15 protein-coding genes are annotated in these 15,744 nt (G+C 61.3%); 2 read left to right on the top strand and 13 right to left on the bottom strand.

All coding sequences use genetic code 11. The features are described 5' to 3' along the window. Positions 1-44 precede the first annotated feature (44 nt). The 10 genes from ABD837_RS09790 to ABD837_RS09745 all read right to left on the bottom strand — a co-directional run bounded on the left by ABD837_RS09790 (position 45) and on the right by ABD837_RS09745 (position 9,281). A complete protein-coding gene (locus ABD837_RS09790; protein WP_345053511.1) occupies positions 45-311 on the bottom strand; it encodes a hypothetical protein in 267 nt (88 codons plus the stop codon). Between the two features lie 200 nt (positions 312-511). Next, on the bottom strand, positions 512-883 hold the full coding sequence (locus ABD837_RS09785; protein WP_345053509.1) for a DMT family transporter: 372 nt from the start codon (positions 881-883) through the stop codon (positions 512-514). Then, positions 880-1,875 carry a sterol desaturase family protein gene (locus ABD837_RS09780; protein WP_345053506.1) on the bottom strand — a complete coding sequence of 332 codons (996 nt, stop codon included), beginning with the start codon at positions 1,873-1,875 and terminating at the stop codon, positions 880-882. Before ABD837_RS09780 ends, ABD837_RS09785 begins: the two co-directional genes overlap by 4 nt. A gap of 140 nt (positions 1,876-2,015) precedes the next feature. After that, complete coding sequence (locus ABD837_RS09775; RefSeq protein ID WP_345053504.1) at positions 2,016-2,906, bottom strand: N-acetylneuraminate synthase family protein; 891 nt, start codon at positions 2,904-2,906, stop codon at positions 2,016-2,018. Positions 2,907-3,014: 108 nt separating this feature from the next. Beyond that, a complete protein-coding gene (locus ABD837_RS09770; protein ID WP_345053501.1) occupies positions 3,015-3,821 on the bottom strand; it encodes an SDR family oxidoreductase in 807 nt (268 codons plus the stop codon). A gap of 5 nt (positions 3,822-3,826) precedes the next feature. Further along, complete coding sequence (locus ABD837_RS09765) at positions 3,827-5,161, bottom strand: aminotransferase class III-fold pyridoxal phosphate-dependent enzyme (RefSeq protein ID WP_345053498.1); 1,335 nt, start codon at positions 5,159-5,161, stop codon at positions 3,827-3,829. A gap of 122 nt (positions 5,162-5,283) precedes the next feature. Continuing rightward, on the bottom strand, positions 5,284-6,237 hold the full coding sequence (locus ABD837_RS09760; RefSeq protein WP_345053495.1) for a transketolase family protein: 954 nt from the start codon (positions 6,235-6,237) through the stop codon (positions 5,284-5,286). 84 nt (positions 6,238-6,321) lie between these two features. After that, complete coding sequence (locus ABD837_RS09755; RefSeq protein ID WP_345053492.1) at positions 6,322-7,179, bottom strand: transketolase; 858 nt, start codon at positions 7,177-7,179, stop codon at positions 6,322-6,324. A gap of 90 nt (positions 7,180-7,269) precedes the next feature. Then, positions 7,270-8,076: a cytidylyltransferase domain-containing protein gene (locus ABD837_RS09750; protein WP_345053490.1), complete on the bottom strand. Its 807-nt coding sequence runs from the start codon at positions 8,074-8,076 to the stop codon at positions 7,270-7,272. 128 nt (positions 8,077-8,204) lie between these two features. Continuing rightward, the gene (locus ABD837_RS09745; RefSeq protein WP_345053487.1) at positions 8,205-9,281 is read right to left on the bottom strand and encodes a glycosyltransferase family protein; all 1,077 of its coding nucleotides are present in this window, start codon (positions 9,279-9,281) and stop codon (positions 8,205-8,207) included. Between the two features lie 284 nt (positions 9,282-9,565). Here ABD837_RS09745 and ABD837_RS09740 point away from each other — a divergent pair, with 284 nt between their 5' ends. Further along, a complete protein-coding gene (locus ABD837_RS09740; RefSeq protein ID WP_345053485.1) occupies positions 9,566-9,994 on the top strand; it encodes a hypothetical protein in 429 nt (142 codons plus the stop codon). Positions 9,995-10,022: 28 nt separating this feature from the next. Further along, a complete protein-coding gene (locus tag ABD837_RS09735) occupies positions 10,023-10,667 on the top strand; it encodes a sce7726 family protein (RefSeq protein WP_345053482.1) in 645 nt (214 codons plus the stop codon). A 47-nt stretch (positions 10,668-10,714) separates the two neighbouring features. Here the strand turns inward: ABD837_RS09735 and ABD837_RS09730 are convergent, their stop codons facing one another. The 3 genes from ABD837_RS09730 to ABD837_RS09720 form a co-directional block, all read right to left on the bottom strand. Next, positions 10,715-11,503, bottom strand: coding sequence for a GDSL-type esterase/lipase family protein (locus tag ABD837_RS09730; RefSeq protein WP_345053480.1), 789 nt, complete (start codon positions 11,501-11,503; stop codon positions 10,715-10,717). Between the two features lie 291 nt (positions 11,504-11,794). Then, the gene (locus tag ABD837_RS09725; protein ID WP_345053478.1) at positions 11,795-13,300 is read right to left on the bottom strand and encodes a glycoside hydrolase family 30 protein; all 1,506 of its coding nucleotides are present in this window, start codon (positions 13,298-13,300) and stop codon (positions 11,795-11,797) included. A gap of 28 nt (positions 13,301-13,328) precedes the next feature. Further along, the gene (locus ABD837_RS09720) at positions 13,329-15,431 is read right to left on the bottom strand and encodes an RICIN domain-containing protein (protein WP_345053476.1); all 2,103 of its coding nucleotides are present in this window, start codon (positions 15,429-15,431) and stop codon (positions 13,329-13,331) included. Positions 15,432-15,744 lie beyond the last annotated feature (313 nt).

Below are 15,744 nucleotides of genomic sequence, written 5' to 3'. Positions count from 1 at the left end.
CACCGCCTGGCGACAGGCTAAGGTCGGCCGGGACAGCATAATCCTTAGTTAAGCCACATGCGCTCCAGAAACTCGAAACGGTGCGGGGCAAACGCGTTGAAGTACGGCGCCTCTCCCTCGAACCCCAATATGTGCACCAGTTCCAGCCCTTCGGTCCGGCTCTCGACTACCCGCACCGGGTAGGCCTGGCCTACCACGGGCCAGTCGCCCACGTGGTTGGCCGGGCGGTTGTCGGCGTCAATGCAAATGGCATAATCCAGATAGGGGGCGGCCGAAGTGGCTTCGGCAAAGGTGTGGTTAGCTACTTCCATAATCTAAAGGTATAAAAGCGAATTAAGAGTTAGAATAATAGGGCCCGAACGGCACGGGATTTCGAGCTTATCTAGTCAGCTTTATCAAAAATCCCAACCATGCGTGGGGCGGTTTGGTGCAATTTTCGGGTGGTATTTCCAGTCGGCGGGCCTCGAAATATTCTTCAGCTATGAGAAGAAGCTACAGCGCTCGGGCAGGGCTAATCGAGGCGCCGCAGGCCCAGTACGCCAACAATTATCAGGCTGGTATAGAACACACTCATCCACGAAAACGGCTGTTTCAGGTAGAGTGAATCCACCAGCTTGATGCCGACCACGGCCAGCGCCATCCAGGCCGAGTAGGCGGTGGCGGTGGGAATGTCGCGCATGGCCAGCGACAGCAGCCACACGTTGGCCAGCCCGAAGCCCACGTAGGCTAGCAGCGGCAGCACCGGCAGCAGCAGCGCCGGCTGCCCCAGGCTGTGGGCCCAGGCTATTTCCTTGATGCGCTGCATGCTCAGCGCTTTGAGGCTATACGTCCAGCAAACTTCCATGAAGGAAGCCAAAAACAGCGAAAACCAGGGATTAATCAACGGGAAGAAGTGGCAGCAGTGGGGGTGTGAGAAGGAGCGGAGGTCGCCGGGGTTGCGCCAAAATTACCGCCCGGGCGCTGCGCCGGAATGGTAACCGTGTGCGTTTCGGGCACCGGCCAGCCATGCAGGGGCTTTAGGGTGGGCACACGGTCGGTGAGCTTGGTGAGCAGGCGCCCCCGGATGCCGTGGTAGGACCGGAATAGCCGGGAGCGGCGGGCCAGCTCTTCCTCATCGAACCGGGCCACGGAAAACACGTGCTGGCTGAAGTAGTCTTTGGGGAAAGCGTAGGGCAGGCCCCATTTCAGCGGTTTGTGGTCGGGGCGGTAGGCAGTGCCGAACATCCAGTCCCAGAAGGCAAATTTGGTCGAGAAGTTGGCGTAAAATACCTCCTCATGGTCGGCGTGGTGCCAGAGGTGCATCTCGGGGCCGTTGATGAAATATTGCAGGCGGCCCGAGCGCACGTCGATGTTGCAGTGAATCCAGATGCCCCACACGGCGTCGATGCAAGCCTTGATGGGCACCACCATGGGGTCGGCTCCGAGCAGCACAATGGGCGCAAACTCAATGGTCTGGTTGATGATGATTTCCAGGGCGTGCGAGCGGGAGCCGGCCAGCCAGTCGACCTGCTTGCCCGAGTGGTGCGCCTCGTGGGTGCGCCAGAACAGCGGGCTGCTGTGCTGAAACCGATGAAACCAGTAGATGTAGAAGTCGTGCGTGACCACGAAAAACAGCACCTGCACCCAAATGGGCCAACCCGTTACAAAATGCAGCTTCGAAAACCCAAAGTGCTGGTCGAGCGGCTGAATGATGTAATCGAAAATGATGATTTTCAGGGCGAAGCTCTGCACGAAGGTGTAGAGCACGAGGTCGGTCCAGAAGCCCTCGCGGAAAAACGGCAGCCCCTTGCGGTAGGGGATAACGCGCTCCAGCGTAATCACGATGGCCACCCAAATCAGCAGAATGGCCGTGGTGATGAGTTCGACGTGATGCATGGGTTGGGAAAGAATTTTGCCTGTCATCCTGAGCGCAGCGAAGGACCTTATCACGTTAGCTCAAGCCGCTCGAACGTGATAAGGTCCTTCGCTGCGCTCAGGATGACAAACGATTAAAACGTCAGTTTAACCGCAAAGAGCTACTCCTGGTTCGGCGTCAGCTCGCGGCGCAGGCGGGCGCGGGGCTCCAGCTCGGAGTCGTACACGCGCTTCACGCCATCGCCGAGGCCTTCCTCCACATCGCGGATGTCGCGCACGAGCTTGGCCATGCCACCGGGCTCCACCGAAGCAGCATGGTCGGAACCCCACATGGCGCGGTCCAGCGTGAAATGCCGCTCCACGAAGCTAGCGCCTATGGTTACGGCGGCTACGGTAGTGGCCAGGCCGGTTTCGTGGCCCGAATAGCCAATGGGTGTGTCGGGGAACATGCCTTGCAGCACCGGCACCATGCGCAGGTTGAGCTCGGCGGGCGGGCAGGGGTACGACGAAGTAGAGTGCGCAATCATCAGCTTATCCAAGCCCACCCACTTCACGGCCTGGTTAATCTCGTCGATGGTGCTCATGCCGGTGCTCAGCATCAGGGGGCGGCCGGTGGCGCGCACGCGGTCGAGCAGGGGTTTGTCGGTGAGCGAGGCCGAGGCCATTTTGTACATCACGGGCGCAAACTGCTCCATGAAATCAACCGACGGCTCATCCCAGCACGAGGCAAACCAGTCGATGCCCAGGGCGCGGCAGTAGTCGTCGATGGCCGTGTATTCGGCCTGGCCAAACTCGGTTTTGCGCTTGTAGTCGATGTAGCTCATGCGGCCCCAGGGGGTGTCGCGCTGCTTTTCCCATTGGTCTTTGGGCACGCACAGCTCGGGGGTGCGCTTCTGAAATTTCACGGCATCGCAACCGGCCTTGGCGGCTTCGGAAATGAGCTGCTTGGCCAGGTCAAGCGAGCCGTTGTGGTTGATGCCAATTTCGGCAATGATGTAGGCCGGGTGGCCCGCGCCAATGAATCGGTTTTTACGAATTTCAACAGCTTGCATAAGGTGTGTTGGGTTTTAGTTGTCAGTTGCTCGTTGTCAGCTGTCAGGTCATTCAATTGTCGTTTCAATGGGGAAACTGACAACTAATAACGAGCAACTGACAACTAATTAGATAGCCGTCCAGCCGCCGTCCACGACCAAATTGGCTCCGGTCATATAAGCTGAGGCATCGGAGGCCAGGAAAACGACCGCGCCCTGGTAGTCGGTAGGGGTAGCCATGCGGCCCAGCGGCGTTTTGGCGCTGTATTGCTTGATGAAAAACTCGTCTTGGCTGTTTTCGACGCCGCCGGGCGAGAGTGTGTTCACGCGCACCCCGGCCTGGCCCCAGTAAGCGGCCAGGTAGCGGGTGAAATTGATTACCGCGCCCTTGGTCATGGGGTAGGAGGGGGATTTGTAGAAGGTTTGCTCGCCGGCTTCGTTGCGGTAGATGCTTTGGTCGGGCCCCACAATGCCGTAGGTGCTGGCCACGTTGATGATACTGCCGTGGCCCTGCTGCGCCATCGGGGTGCCGAATACCTGCGCCGCCAGAAATACGCCCGTTACGTTCACCTCCAGTACTTTTTGGAAGGTGGCGAGCGGGAAGTTTTCGAACTTGCTCAGGTCAGCGGCCAGCGCGGGGTTCTCAAACATGTCGTTGATAGCGGCATTGTTCACGAGCACATCAATGTGGCCAAAGCGGGCCAAAACCAGGTCGCGCGCGGCGGCCAGCGACTCGGGATTGGTCACATCGACGGCAACCGACAGGTGGGGGCCGCCTCCCAACCCGAAGGCCACGGCAGCAGCGGCTTCGGCACTCAGGTCGGCCACCACGACGTTGGCTCCGGCCTTGGCCAACGCAGCGCAGTGCTTCTGGCCAATGAGCCCGCAGGCGCCGGTGACAATGGCGGTTTTGCCCGTTAAATCGAAAAGGTCCATGGGGCTTACTTGGCTTTAACCGGCGCGGCGTTGGTCACCTTGCGGAACACGGCTTCCACCGGCTCGCCCAGCAGGCGGGTGGCCACGTCACCAGCGTCGATAGCAGCCTTTAGCAGGGGCAGCACCTCGCGGTAGGCAGCCAGGGTGTGGGCCACGTCGGCGTCGGTGTGCGAGAAGCACATGTTGTGGAACCCCCCCCACATGATGCCGCGCTTGAACAACTCCTGCTGCATAAAGGCTTTTATCTCCATGCCGTTGCCGGCCGAGGGGTCGAAGGTGACAATCGTGCGACAGTCGTACCCGTAGCACTTGGTATAGCTGGTCAGGCCCAGCTCGGCGGCAATTTCGTTGTAGCCGTCCTTGAGCTTCTTGCCCTGCTCGGCGAGGCGGGCGGGCACATTCTGCTCGCGCATTTCGCTGATGGTGGCCACGGCGGCGGCCAGGCTCAGCGCCTCCCCCCCAAAAGTAGTGAAGAAGAACACCTCCTGCTCGAACAGCTGCATTACGTCGCGCCGGCCGGTGAGCAGGGCGATGGGCATGCCGTTGGCAAACGCCTTGGAATACACTGCCAAATCGGGCGTGATGCCGAAGTACTCCTGCGCGCCCCCCACGGCGATGCGGAACCCGGTCCACATCTCATCGAAGATGAGCAGCGTGCCGTTTTCTTTGCACAGGCGTGCTACTTCCTGCAGGAAGTTATCCTTGGGTGCATCGAAAATAAACGGCTCCAGAATCACGCAGGCCACGTTTTCATCCAGCAGCGCCTTCAGCGAGTCGAGGTTGTTGTACTCGAACGCGGCAACCAGGTCCTTGCTCTCCTGCGGGATGCCCTTGTCGCGGCTGGTGGTGCCGATGTACCAGTCGTGCCAGCCGTGGTAGCCGCAGCACAGCACGTTGTCGCGCCCCGTGAAGGCTCGCGACACGCGCACCGCCGCCGAGCACACGTCTGCCCCGGTTTTGCTGATGCGGATGCTTTCGGCGTTGGGAATGATTTCGTGAATCAGCTCCGAAAGCTCCACTTCCAGCTCGTGCATCATCGAGAAGGTGATGCCGTCTTCGAGCTGGGCTTTGATGGCATTGTCGACGCGCTCGTAGGCATAGCCCAGCGAAATGGGGCCGATGCCCATCTGAAAATCGATGTACTCGTTGCCATCCACGTCCCAGATGTGCGAGCCTTTGGCGCGCTTCACATACTTGGGGCTCACACCTTTGGTGTACTGGCCGGGGCCCTTTGCCAGAGTCTGGGTCACCGGCGTCATGATTTTCTGGGCGCGGGCGTACAGCTCGTCCGACTTGGTGATGTCGGGGTAGTTTTCGTTGAAGGAAACGGTGTTGGGCATGGCTATTTTGTCATCCTGAGCGTAGCGAAGGACCTTATCACGTCCGCGCTACAATGATTTGTAAATCTGACGAAAGCAGCCGTGATAAGATGCTTCCTTCGTCAGCATGACAGACGGTTGGACTACTCCGCGAACTCGTTTTCGAGCACCGCCGGGCCTTCGGCAATGACCGCGCCCGACTCGCCCAGGTACTCCGTGATGCGGCGGGCAATGTGGTGACCGGTGAAGCCTTCGTACTCCAGCACGGCACTGAGGCGGCCGGGGCGGTACCACCGCTCCTCCAGGGCCAAGGGCAATACGCGGGCGGTGAGCTGGTTGCGCAGCAGCACTTCGGCCAGAATCGAGAAGAGGCCGCCAGTGATGAAATGGTCCTCCACCGTCACGATAAGGGAGCTGCGGCGCACCACGTTCAGCAGCGCCGCCTCGTCAATCGGCTTGAGACTGCGCAGGTTGATGAGGCCGACGGATTTGCCCTGGGCCTGCAGCAGCTCGCGGGCCACCAGCGTTTGCTCGAAAAGCATGCCGTAGGTGAGGATAGTGATGTCAGTGCCTTCGGCCACGATTTCAGCCTTGCCCATTTCAAACGGCGCGTGCTCGTAGGTGGCGGGGCGGGTGTTGATGCGCACGTAGGCTGGCGCGGGCGAGGCCCAGATGGCGGGCAGCATGGCCAGCATGTCTTGTTCATCGGCAGGCGCGAAGACGGTCATACCGGGGATGCCGCGCATCAAACTCACGTCCTCAATGGCCTGGTGGGTGGGGCCGTTGCCGTCGGAGAGGAAGCCGGGCACGAAGCCGCTCAGTTTCACCGGCAGCTGGCCGATGCCTACGTCGGTGCGGATGAACTCGAAGGCCCGCAGCGTGAGGAAAGTGGCCAGGGCGTGCACCACCGGCACGCGGCCACGCAGGGCCAGCCCGGCCGCCGCGCCAATGAGCGTCTGTTCGGTAATACCAGTATCGATGAAGCGCGGGCCGAGCACGGCCGGCAGGTTGCGGATGAGGGCGCGGTTTTCGGCCGTCATCACCACCAGGCGCTCATCGGCGAGGGCGGTTTCTTTGATTAGCTCTTCGTAGGTCATAGTAGGACGCAGCCTTTGCTGCGTTTTTTCGAACGAATAATAAGGCGATGTATGCAGCTGGTGCGACGCAGCAAAGGCTGCGTCCTACCTTACCGTCAGCGTTTCGCTGGTCAGTGTGGTGGCCTCCTGGCTGTGCAGCTCGCGCAGCAACTCCTGCACTTCATCGGCCGAGAAATTGCAGAACCAGCGGTCGGCCCGGGCTTCGATGCTGGGCAGGCCGCGGCCGCGCACCGTGTCGCAGATGATGACCGAGGGCTTGGTATCGGAGAAGGGCAGGGCCGCGAAGGCTTCTTCCAACTGCTTGAAATCGTGGCCGTCGATGCGGCGCACTTCGCAGCCGAAAGCCTCAAACTTGGGTGCCATCGGCTCCAGCGGAATCAGGTCTTCGGTGGCCACGTTGGCCTGGAAGTGGTTGCGGTCGACCACCAAAGTCAGGTTGTTGACCTTGTGGGCGCTGGCTACCAGCAAGCTTTCCCACACGGTGCCTTCGTTCAACTCACCGTCGCCGGTGATGACGATGACCTTGTTGTCCTGGCCGCGCATGCGGCAGTCCAGGGCCACACCCAGGGCCACGCTGGGCAGGTGGCCGAGCGAGCCGGAGTGGAACTCCACGCCCGGCACGTTGCGGTTGGGGTGCCAGTAAATGTGGTCGTCGGTGGTGAGGTGTTGGTCGAGGCGGGCTTTCTCGATGAAGCCCAACTCGACGAAGGTGCCATAGAGCGCGGGCACGTCGTGGCCCTTGCTAAGGAAAAGGTAATCGCGCGTCGGGTCCGTCAGGTTGTCGGGACGCACGTTCAGGAAATCGGAATACAGGTACACCAGCAGGTCGGCGCAACTCAGCGAGGCCCCGGTGAAGCAGCCGCCGTCGGTGCTCAGGCGCACGATGTGCTCGCGCACATTCAGGGCCATTTTCTCTAGTTTCTGTTGTTGCTCAGGAGTCATAAGTAGGGTGCGGGGCTTGTCCCCGCCCGCCGTTGAACGGTATTAATTAGGAAGAAAGCCCGGTAAAGCGGGCGGGGGCGAGCCCCGCCCCTACAAAGTTCTGGTTTGCGACGAATCCACGGTTTTGAGTTCGTCGAGGTGGTTGCGGTACCAATTCACGCCGGCATACTGGGCATTCAGCTGGGCGATATCGGGGCGCTTTTCGAGCAGGGCAATAATGTCCGGCAGGCCAAAGGTCGGCTTTGTAGCGTAGAGCGCATCGTAAACGGCCTTTATAAAATTGTAGTCTTCGGGATAGTCAATGGTCCAGCGGTGGCTCATGGAGTAGTCGAGGCCAGCGTCCCATTCCACGTTGCCGAGCCGGAAACGGGTGGGGTTTTCCCAGAAAAACGGGGTGGTGTGCTCGCGCTCCAGCGGGCGCTTCGCCTCGCGCCAGGCCGTTTCCAGCGCTTCGATGGGCATTACTTCTACGTCGTTGCCGTCGGGGAAAGTGGCGGGGTGCAAGTTGCTCACGAAGTCGTAGCGGTCGGCGAAGTGCAGGTAGTAACCCACCACTTCGTCAATCACGGCCGGGTCGATGAGCGGGCAGTCGGACGGGATTTTCAACACCACGTCGGCGCCGTAGTGGCGGGCAGCCTGGTAGTGGCGGTCGAGCAAATCCAGCGCGTTTCCGCGGAAGCACCCGAGGCCGTGGGTGGCGCACAGCTCCGCGATGGCATCATCGGCGGCGTCGGTGGTGGTGGCTACTACTACCGTGCCGGCCAGGTGGGCGCGCTGCACCCGCTCCACCATGCGCACCAGCAGGGGCTGGCCGGCCAGCGGCAGCAGCACCTTGCCTGGCAGGCGCGAGGAGCCCATGCGGGCCTGCACAACGGTCAGAATCTTGGGAACGGACATGAAAAAAGGAAGGAATCGATAAGGCGTAGTCGGCCAGCAGCAGGAAATACGCTAAAATCTGGCAGGAAGAAAGCCGGTTAATTGGTAAGCCATTGGCAAATACATTCTTAAAATAATGCCGCCAACGGTTAGCGCTGCTCCGGAGATGCCTCCGGTTCCGCTACGGTTGCAAAGGCCTCCGCGTCGTACTGCTTTAAAAACGCGGGCCCGCTGCCATCAAACCGGCTGAAGCCCCGGCAAATGGCCGCAATGCGCCGGGCCGAGGTGCCGCCGTTCTGCCAGGGCAGCTTGCGGCGCAGGTCATCTACGTCGAAATAGGAGTGCACCGGTTTGCCCAGCGCCAGGCCCACGTACACCACGGTCGAGTATTGGGTGATGAGCTCCACGCAGTTGGCAATCATGTCGTCGGTGTTGCCTTCGGTGAAAATCATGGTGCCGGGCGGGGCGTGCTCCTTGATTTCGTCCACGGCGCGGGGCAGGGTTTCGTTGGGATGCAACTTGAAGGCCAGCGGCCGGCCGTTGGCAATGCGGACGCACTCCCGGATGAACTTGGGCCGGTTTTCGGGGGTGTATGTTTCGCGCAGGTCGGAGGTGGCCACCAGCACGTAGCCGTGGTGTGGGAAGTCGTTGTGGCGCACCTGCTCGATGTTGTCGAAGTTGGGAATGCCGGTCACGATGAGCTTCTCGCGGTCGACGCCCACGTGGTTGAAGTGCTCCTTGTAGCCTTCCGAGGCCACGCAGTAAATGTCGCAGCAGTTGGCCAAGCCATTGAGGGCGGTACCAATGGCTAAGCTGGGCGCCCAGTGCAGCTTGCGGATGAGGCGCGACCACCAATTCAGCGGGTCGGTCATGCCCTCCTGCACGAAAACGGTTTTGGTGGCGCGCACCAGCGGCCAGGGCGCAATGATGTCGGAGCAGCACACCACCAGGTCGTACGTGTTGCCGAAATGCCGGGCCTCGAAATCGTTTTTCAGGCCGTGGGCAGCCAGGTATTTATCGGCCTTCGCCTTGATAGGGCCCGTGACGACGGTGGGGTTCAGCCCGCCCGACCAGCACAAAAACTTGTAGAAAGGACGCAGGTGGCCATCGTAATAAATCTGGCTGAAATACGGCTCAAACTCGTCGTCCAGCAGCTGCGCAATCTGGTGCATCTGCGTGGTCTGGTTGGGCGAGCCGATGAGAAAAAGAACCTTTTTTCGGGACATGCAGAGAGAGCTTAGTAAACGGCCACGGCAGTGGCTGGACGGCCCACAACCGCTTGGTGCCGCCGCAGGTTTGCGCAAAGCGGGCCGTTTGGCGTAAAACCGTCCTGGCGGCAATGTACGGACGAAAAAAAAGGCTGCGGAATTGCCAAGTGCTCCTACGTAATTACCGCACCTAAAATACGTATTAAAGCAGTACGGTCCCTGAGCATCAGCTACGTATAGGCAGTGCTTGGCCACTGGGCATATCCGCTCTCCGGCCGCTGGCTCTTCTACCGCTCGCTACCATGATTTTAAGCTCTCTAGCCGACGCCGACGGCAGCCGTTGCACCCTGAGCCAGGAACCCGAGGGTTGGCTGCGCGCCACCTGGCGCGGCTTTATCGACACGGAAGAAGCCCTGCGCGGCGCCGACAATTACCTGCGCACCCTGCAGGGCCTACAAAATTCTTGTCTGCTGAACGACAACGTGGAGCTGCTGGGACCGTGGTTTGACTCCATCGAGTGGCTGGAGCGCATTTGGGTGCCCCAGGCCACGGCCATGGGCCTGCGCTACGTGGCGCATGTAGTGCAGGCCGACTCGCTGTCCGATATCCTTACGGTGCACTTCAACCAGGGCACCGCCGGCGCGCTCGAGCTTCAGATTTTCCAGCAGGTACTCGAGGCTGAGAAGTGGTTGCGCAGCTGCCAGCGGCAGCTGGCCGTAGCTGAACGATAGCCGCCGCGTCGCTAATTTTGGGGTTGCCATGAACGACCCGGAAATCCGCGCCCTGCTTTACCCACAACTGCTGGGCGGCGTGCGCATTGATGAGCTGCCCACCGGTACCACACGGGCCGACGTGGTACACATCACCGAGCAGTTCATGCACGGCTACGAGGTGAAGGGCGACGGCGACACGCTGCAGCGCGTGGCCAACCAGCTTCGCTGCTACGGCGAGGTGTATGACTTTGTGACCTTCATCGTGACGGAGAAGCACTTAGCCAAACTGTTGCCGTTGCTGCCCGAGTGGGTGGGCGTGCTGGTGGCTTCGGCCGAGGAATTGCGGCCGCACCGCGCCGCCACCTACAACGCCACCGTGGCGCTGGCCCCATTGGCAAAGCTGATTTTGCTGGAAGAAGTGAAGCAATTCCTGCTGGCCCGGGGCCTGGCGGGGGCCAGCACGCTGCGGAGCCGGGAAATCGGCCAGTTTCTACGCACGACCAGCACGGTACCGCTCTCCAGCCTGGCCCAGTACGTGCGCGACCGCCTTATAGCCCGCCTGCCCGAGCGCCTGCTGATGCGGGCCGAGCGTAAAGCCGAGCGGGAGCGGTTGCCACCCCGGCGCAAAAACGCCCGGCCCAAAGCCAAAAAGAAGAAGCCCGCCGGCCGCAAAAAAGCCAGTGCTGCCTAGCAGCCTGAAGCAACTGGGCGGCACTGGCGGCTGCATTGGAAGGGTAGCTATTTCTTCTTTAAAGCGGCAGCTACAGCTTGGTTGAGTAGGGGCTCCATCACCCGGTAGCCGGTAAGGTTGGGATGCACGCCGTCTTCCCCGTAGACTTTTTTCAGGCCGTTCTGGTCGTCTTTCAGGGCGGTGTGCAGGTCGTAGTACACGAGGTGCTGCTGGGCCGCATAGGCTTTGAGGCGCTGGTTGAGCGCTAGAATCTTCGGGGCCGGGTTCAGGCCCTTGCGCCACCAGAAATCGGTGCTCGGGGCCACCGCACCCAGCACCACCCGGATGCCGTGCGCCTTGGCCAGTTCGCACATGCTCATGATGTTGTTCAGGGTGGTTTGCGGGTTGTAGGGACCGTTGTTTTCGGCCACGTCGTTGGTGCCCACCAGCAGCACCACCACGGCCGGGTGCAGGTCAATTACATCGGGCCGGAAGCGCAGCACCGTTTGCCCGGTGGCCTGGCCACTGATGCCCCGGCCCACATACTCATAAGTCTTGCCCCGGAAAAAGGCCGAGTCCTCCTTCACCCAGCCCTCGGTGATGGAGTTGCCGATGATGACCACGCGGGGCCGCCCGGGCTGGGGCGCAGGCAGCCGCTGGTTGGCGGCGGCGTACTTCTGTAGGTTGGGCCAATCGTTATGAAACTGGGATTCCTGGCGCTGGCGGTTGGCTTCGTCGGCTGCTTTTTTGGCGGCGTCTGGGTCGGCAGGTTGCTGGGCCCGGGCCGCCGTGCTCATCAGCAGGCCGGCCACCAACGTCACGGCGCGCAGGGACTTGATGGAATCAGGATTACGCATTATCGGGAAAGCTAAGGAAAACAGCCCGCTATTCAAACGGCAGCAGCTTCTAGTACATGCGCCCCTTGCGCCCGGCCTGCGGAAGCACTGAACCAGTTCAGGCTGAGGAGGAGCAGAAGGAGGGTGGGGAAGCGCATGAGGCAACGGGGAAGCTATACAAAAAGCCATGCTGAGCGCAGCGAAGCATTTCGCTTGCAGCCACTATTCCGGTTGATAGGAATTAGAATACTGGTGGCGGGCAAGATGCTTCGCTGCGCTCTGCATGACGTTCTCGTTATTCTAGCAGCCGTTTTAATTCACTACCAGTGTCATAATGGAGTGGGCGGCTGCTGTGGTTTTGGTGCCCTGGCCGCGCATCCAAAGCTGGAAATCCTGGGGCTTGTCGGTCTGGTTCATCACCACCACGGCCACGCTGCCATCGGGGTTGCGGTAGGCGGTGGTTTGCAGGGCGTCGCGGTTGGAAGCCGCGCTGATGCGCTTGGCGCCGGGGCGGATGAACTTCGAGAAGTGGCCGATGTAATAATAGGCGCTGGTGTAAATCAGCTTGCCGGACTTGGTGTCGGCGATGATGGGGGCGAAGCAAAAGTTGCCGACGTGGTTGGGGCCGCCGGTTTCGTCTAGCAGCACGTTCCAGTCGGTCCAGCCCACGGTGCCGGCGTTGAAGTCGCCAATCATCGAGTTGCCGTACTTCTCGCCCAGGCTCCAGTCGTTGACTTTCGCCAGGTCGAAATTCTCCTTGCAGCCTTCCGTGAAAATCAGGTTGGTGTTCGGGAAAGCCTCTTTCACGCGCTTCTCGTTGTCGAACAGCATGCTGCTGCCGGTCCAGGTTTCGTACCAGTGGTAGCCGATGCCCCACACGTATTTGGCGGCTTCGGGGTCGTCGAGCACGGTGCTGGCCCGCTGAAACATCAAGTCGCGGTTGTGGTCCCAGGCAATGAGCTTCTTGCCGCCCAGCCCGCCCTTGGCCAGCGTGGGTCCGAGGTAGCCTTTGATGAAATCCCGTTCCTCTTCGCCGGTGAAGATGCACGACTCCCACTTTTGGGTGGCCATGGGCTCGTTCTGCACCGAGAGGCCCCAGATGGGGATGCCTTTCTGCTCGTACGTCTTGATAAACTTCACGTAGTAGTCGGCCCAGGCCTGGCGGTACTGGGGCAGCAGCTTACCGCCGTGCAGCATCTCGCCGTTGGTTTTCATCCAGCCGGGCGGGCTCCAGGGGCTCACAAACAGCGTGAGCTTGCCGCCGGCGGCTGCCATTATTTGCTTGATGAAGGGAATGCGGAACTGCTCATCGTGCTGCACGCTAAAGGTTTTCAGCGCCTCGTCCTTATCGGCCACGTAGGTGTAGCTGCCACTCGAAAAGTCGGAGCTGTGAATGGAAGTGCGGCCCAGCGTGTAGCCGATGCCTCCGCTGGGGCTGTAGTAGGCCTTGAGAAACTCCTGCTGCTGGGGTTTAGGTAGCTTAGCGAAGGTTTCGGCCGAGGCATCGGTGAGCGCCCCGCCGATGCCCAGCATGGTCTGGAACGAGTGGCCGGGGTCGACGAACACGCACACCTGGGTTTCGAGCGGCTGCGCGGCCGGCGCAAATTTCAGGCTTTCGCCCGCGGCCAGGCGCTTATCGGTGCCCGCCACGGTGGCGTACACGCGGGCCGTTTTGCTGGCGGCCGAATATGCGGGGCCGCCGGCGTTGGCGGCCACCGCCGGTTTGGCAGCCGGTTTGGCCGGCCCCGGCTTTTGGGCGGCGGCACTGCCGAAGCCCAGCGTGGCGAGGAACAGGAGGGATGGAAATTTAGGAGACATGAAGAGCCGACTGGCAGGGTAAAAAAGGTTATTGCTTGCTGATTTTAAATTCGGAATGGAAGCTGGAACCAGCCAAGCGAACGAAGTACAGCCCGCTTTTCAGGGCTGACACATCGAGCGTGTGCTGGTCGCCGGCGGCTGCTACGGTTTGGGCCAGCACCAGGCGGCCGGCGGCATCGAGCACGGTTACCCGGTGGGCGGTGGTGCCGGCCGGCAACTCGTAGGTGAGGGCGTCGGCCACCGGGTTGGGGTAAAAGCCTACGGCCGTCGCCTGCGCGGTGCCGCTGGCCAGGGCCGTGCGGCCTACCCCCTGGTCGCTGAAGTACCAGCGCTGGTTGTCGCCGCCGCCGTAGGTCCACTGCTGGGCCGCCGCGCCGTTGGCCAAGGAGTTGCCTTGCACGTCGAGGGCCTTGCCGCTGTACTGGTTGATGAGGCGGTAGCTGCCGTCGCCGTTGGGAATGGGCTGCCAGTACTGGCTGCTGGTCGAGAGCCAGTCCCACTGGTGAGTGAGGGCCCCGTCGGCCGTCGAAGGCCCGGCCACGTCCAGCGACTTGTTGCTGTTCAGGTTCACGATGCGCACGTAGCCGTTGCCCACGTCGTAGAGCTTCCACTTCTGGCTGGCCGCGCCCACCCAGTTCCACTGCTGGGCTCGGCCGCCGTTGGCCAGCGAGTTGGCGGATATTTCGAGGGCTTTGCCGCTGCTCTTGGCGCTGATTTCGTAGATGCGCCCCAGGGCTGGCCCGTTGTAGGCCGGGGCCCCGTTGTAGCTGCCCCCGCCGGGGTAGTTCACGATGCCGTTCTGGTTGGGCGCGACGGCGTTGACTGCCGAGTTGGGGACGCAGTTGGCAAACAGGATGTTGCTCAGCACCTGGTTCAGCCCGGCCGGCCCGTCCACGATAAAGGGCGAGTTGATGTGCATGAGCGCGGGGTTGTTGCCGTTCTCAAAGCGCTTGTACGTCCAGTGGCACCAGCCAATGCGCACCGAGTTCAGGGCCACGGCCGCGTCGTGCATCCAGGCATCGGTGTTTTCGCCGGTTTCGCCCACCCAAATGGGCACGTCGTTGTCGGTGCGAAACCGCGTGAGGTTGCCAATGGTGCGCAGGCTGTTGACGTTGTTGGGGTCGGTCGAGTTCACGTTGTTGTCGAGCGGATAAGTGGCCCCGCTGTAGCGGTGCGAGTTGTACACCAGGTTGGCCGTGTTGGTGAAGGTGCGCTTCTCCATGTAGTTGTAGTCGTTGCCAAAGCCGTTGCCTTCTAGTAGCAGCAGGTGGTTGTCGCCCTGGGCCCGCACTGTGTTTATCAGCCGCTGCAGCACGTCGTGAATCTGCGGGTTGCTGGGCACGTTGTTGGGCTCGTTGATGAGGTCGTACATGGCCACGCGGGCGTCGTTCTTGTAGCGGGCCGCGATGGTGGCCCACAGCCGGTTCGTCATGTCCTGGTGCACGGGCTTGTTCCAGAAGTCGAGTGGCTGCAGGGCGTCGGCAATGTTCACGTCGGTGCCCTGCGAGCCCGGGGCGGCGTGCAGGTCCAGAATCACGTACATCTTGTTGGCCTGGGCCCAGCTCAGCACGTTGTCAATCATGCGGTATGCTTCCATGTTGGCCGGGTCCGTAAACAGCTGGTTGGCGTTGTACCAGTTCGTGAGCGAGCTCACGTAGCTGGCGTAGCTGACGGTGCCGTGCAGCACGTTGTTGCGTACGGCGCGCTGGGCCGGCGTCAGGAACAGGTCGTAGTGCAGCGGCAGCCGGATGCAGTTGAACCCCTTCGAGGCCAGGTAGTCAATATCGGCTTTGGTAATGAAGTTGTTGCGGTAGTTCTGGTAGAACGTCTCCACGTCGGTGTCGCTCATGTTCGCGGCGTAGAGGGTTTGCTTTACCGTGCCCTGGGTTTGCTTGCCGTTGATGCCGCCCCAGCCGGGCTTGATGATGTAGCCCTCCTGCACGGCCCAGCCGCCGAGGTTCACGCCGTTTAGCAGTACTTCTTGGTTGCTGGCGTTCAGAATTTTAGGTCCGGTGGCGTGCAGAAAGCTCTGCGCGTGGGCCGCGGGCTGGCCCACAAATACGAGGAGCAGGCTCAGCAGCGCCAGCAGGCGGCGGGGAGCACGGGAGCGGAAACGATTGGGGCGGTTCATGCGGTGGGTTTTGAAATGGGCTGAAAAAGGACAAAGGCGAAAACGGTGGCGTCGCCCGCCAACCAGGCGGGGCAGACGAGGTGAGAAACAAGGTCCCCCTCCGGCAAACGAGGGCCACCGGCTATTCCTCGCCCATCATTGCGCGACGAGCGCGCCATAGCGAAGCGATGAAGTATGAACTTTCCTCGTCACGAAATGCCATCCGAAAATTGGCTGGCGGTTGTAGAGACGCGACCCATCGCGTCTCGGCGTTCGCGCCATTTGGGAATCGTGCAGTTATTGTGCAGCCGTCGTTCAACGCCGAGACGCGATG

The sequence above is a fragment of the Hymenobacter glaciei genome, assembly GCF_039539585.1.
In the GTDB taxonomy this organism is placed as follows: Bacteria; Bacteroidota; Bacteroidia; order Cytophagales; family Hymenobacteraceae; genus Hymenobacter; species Hymenobacter glaciei.
This window is presented reverse-complemented; position numbering and strand designations above follow the sequence as displayed.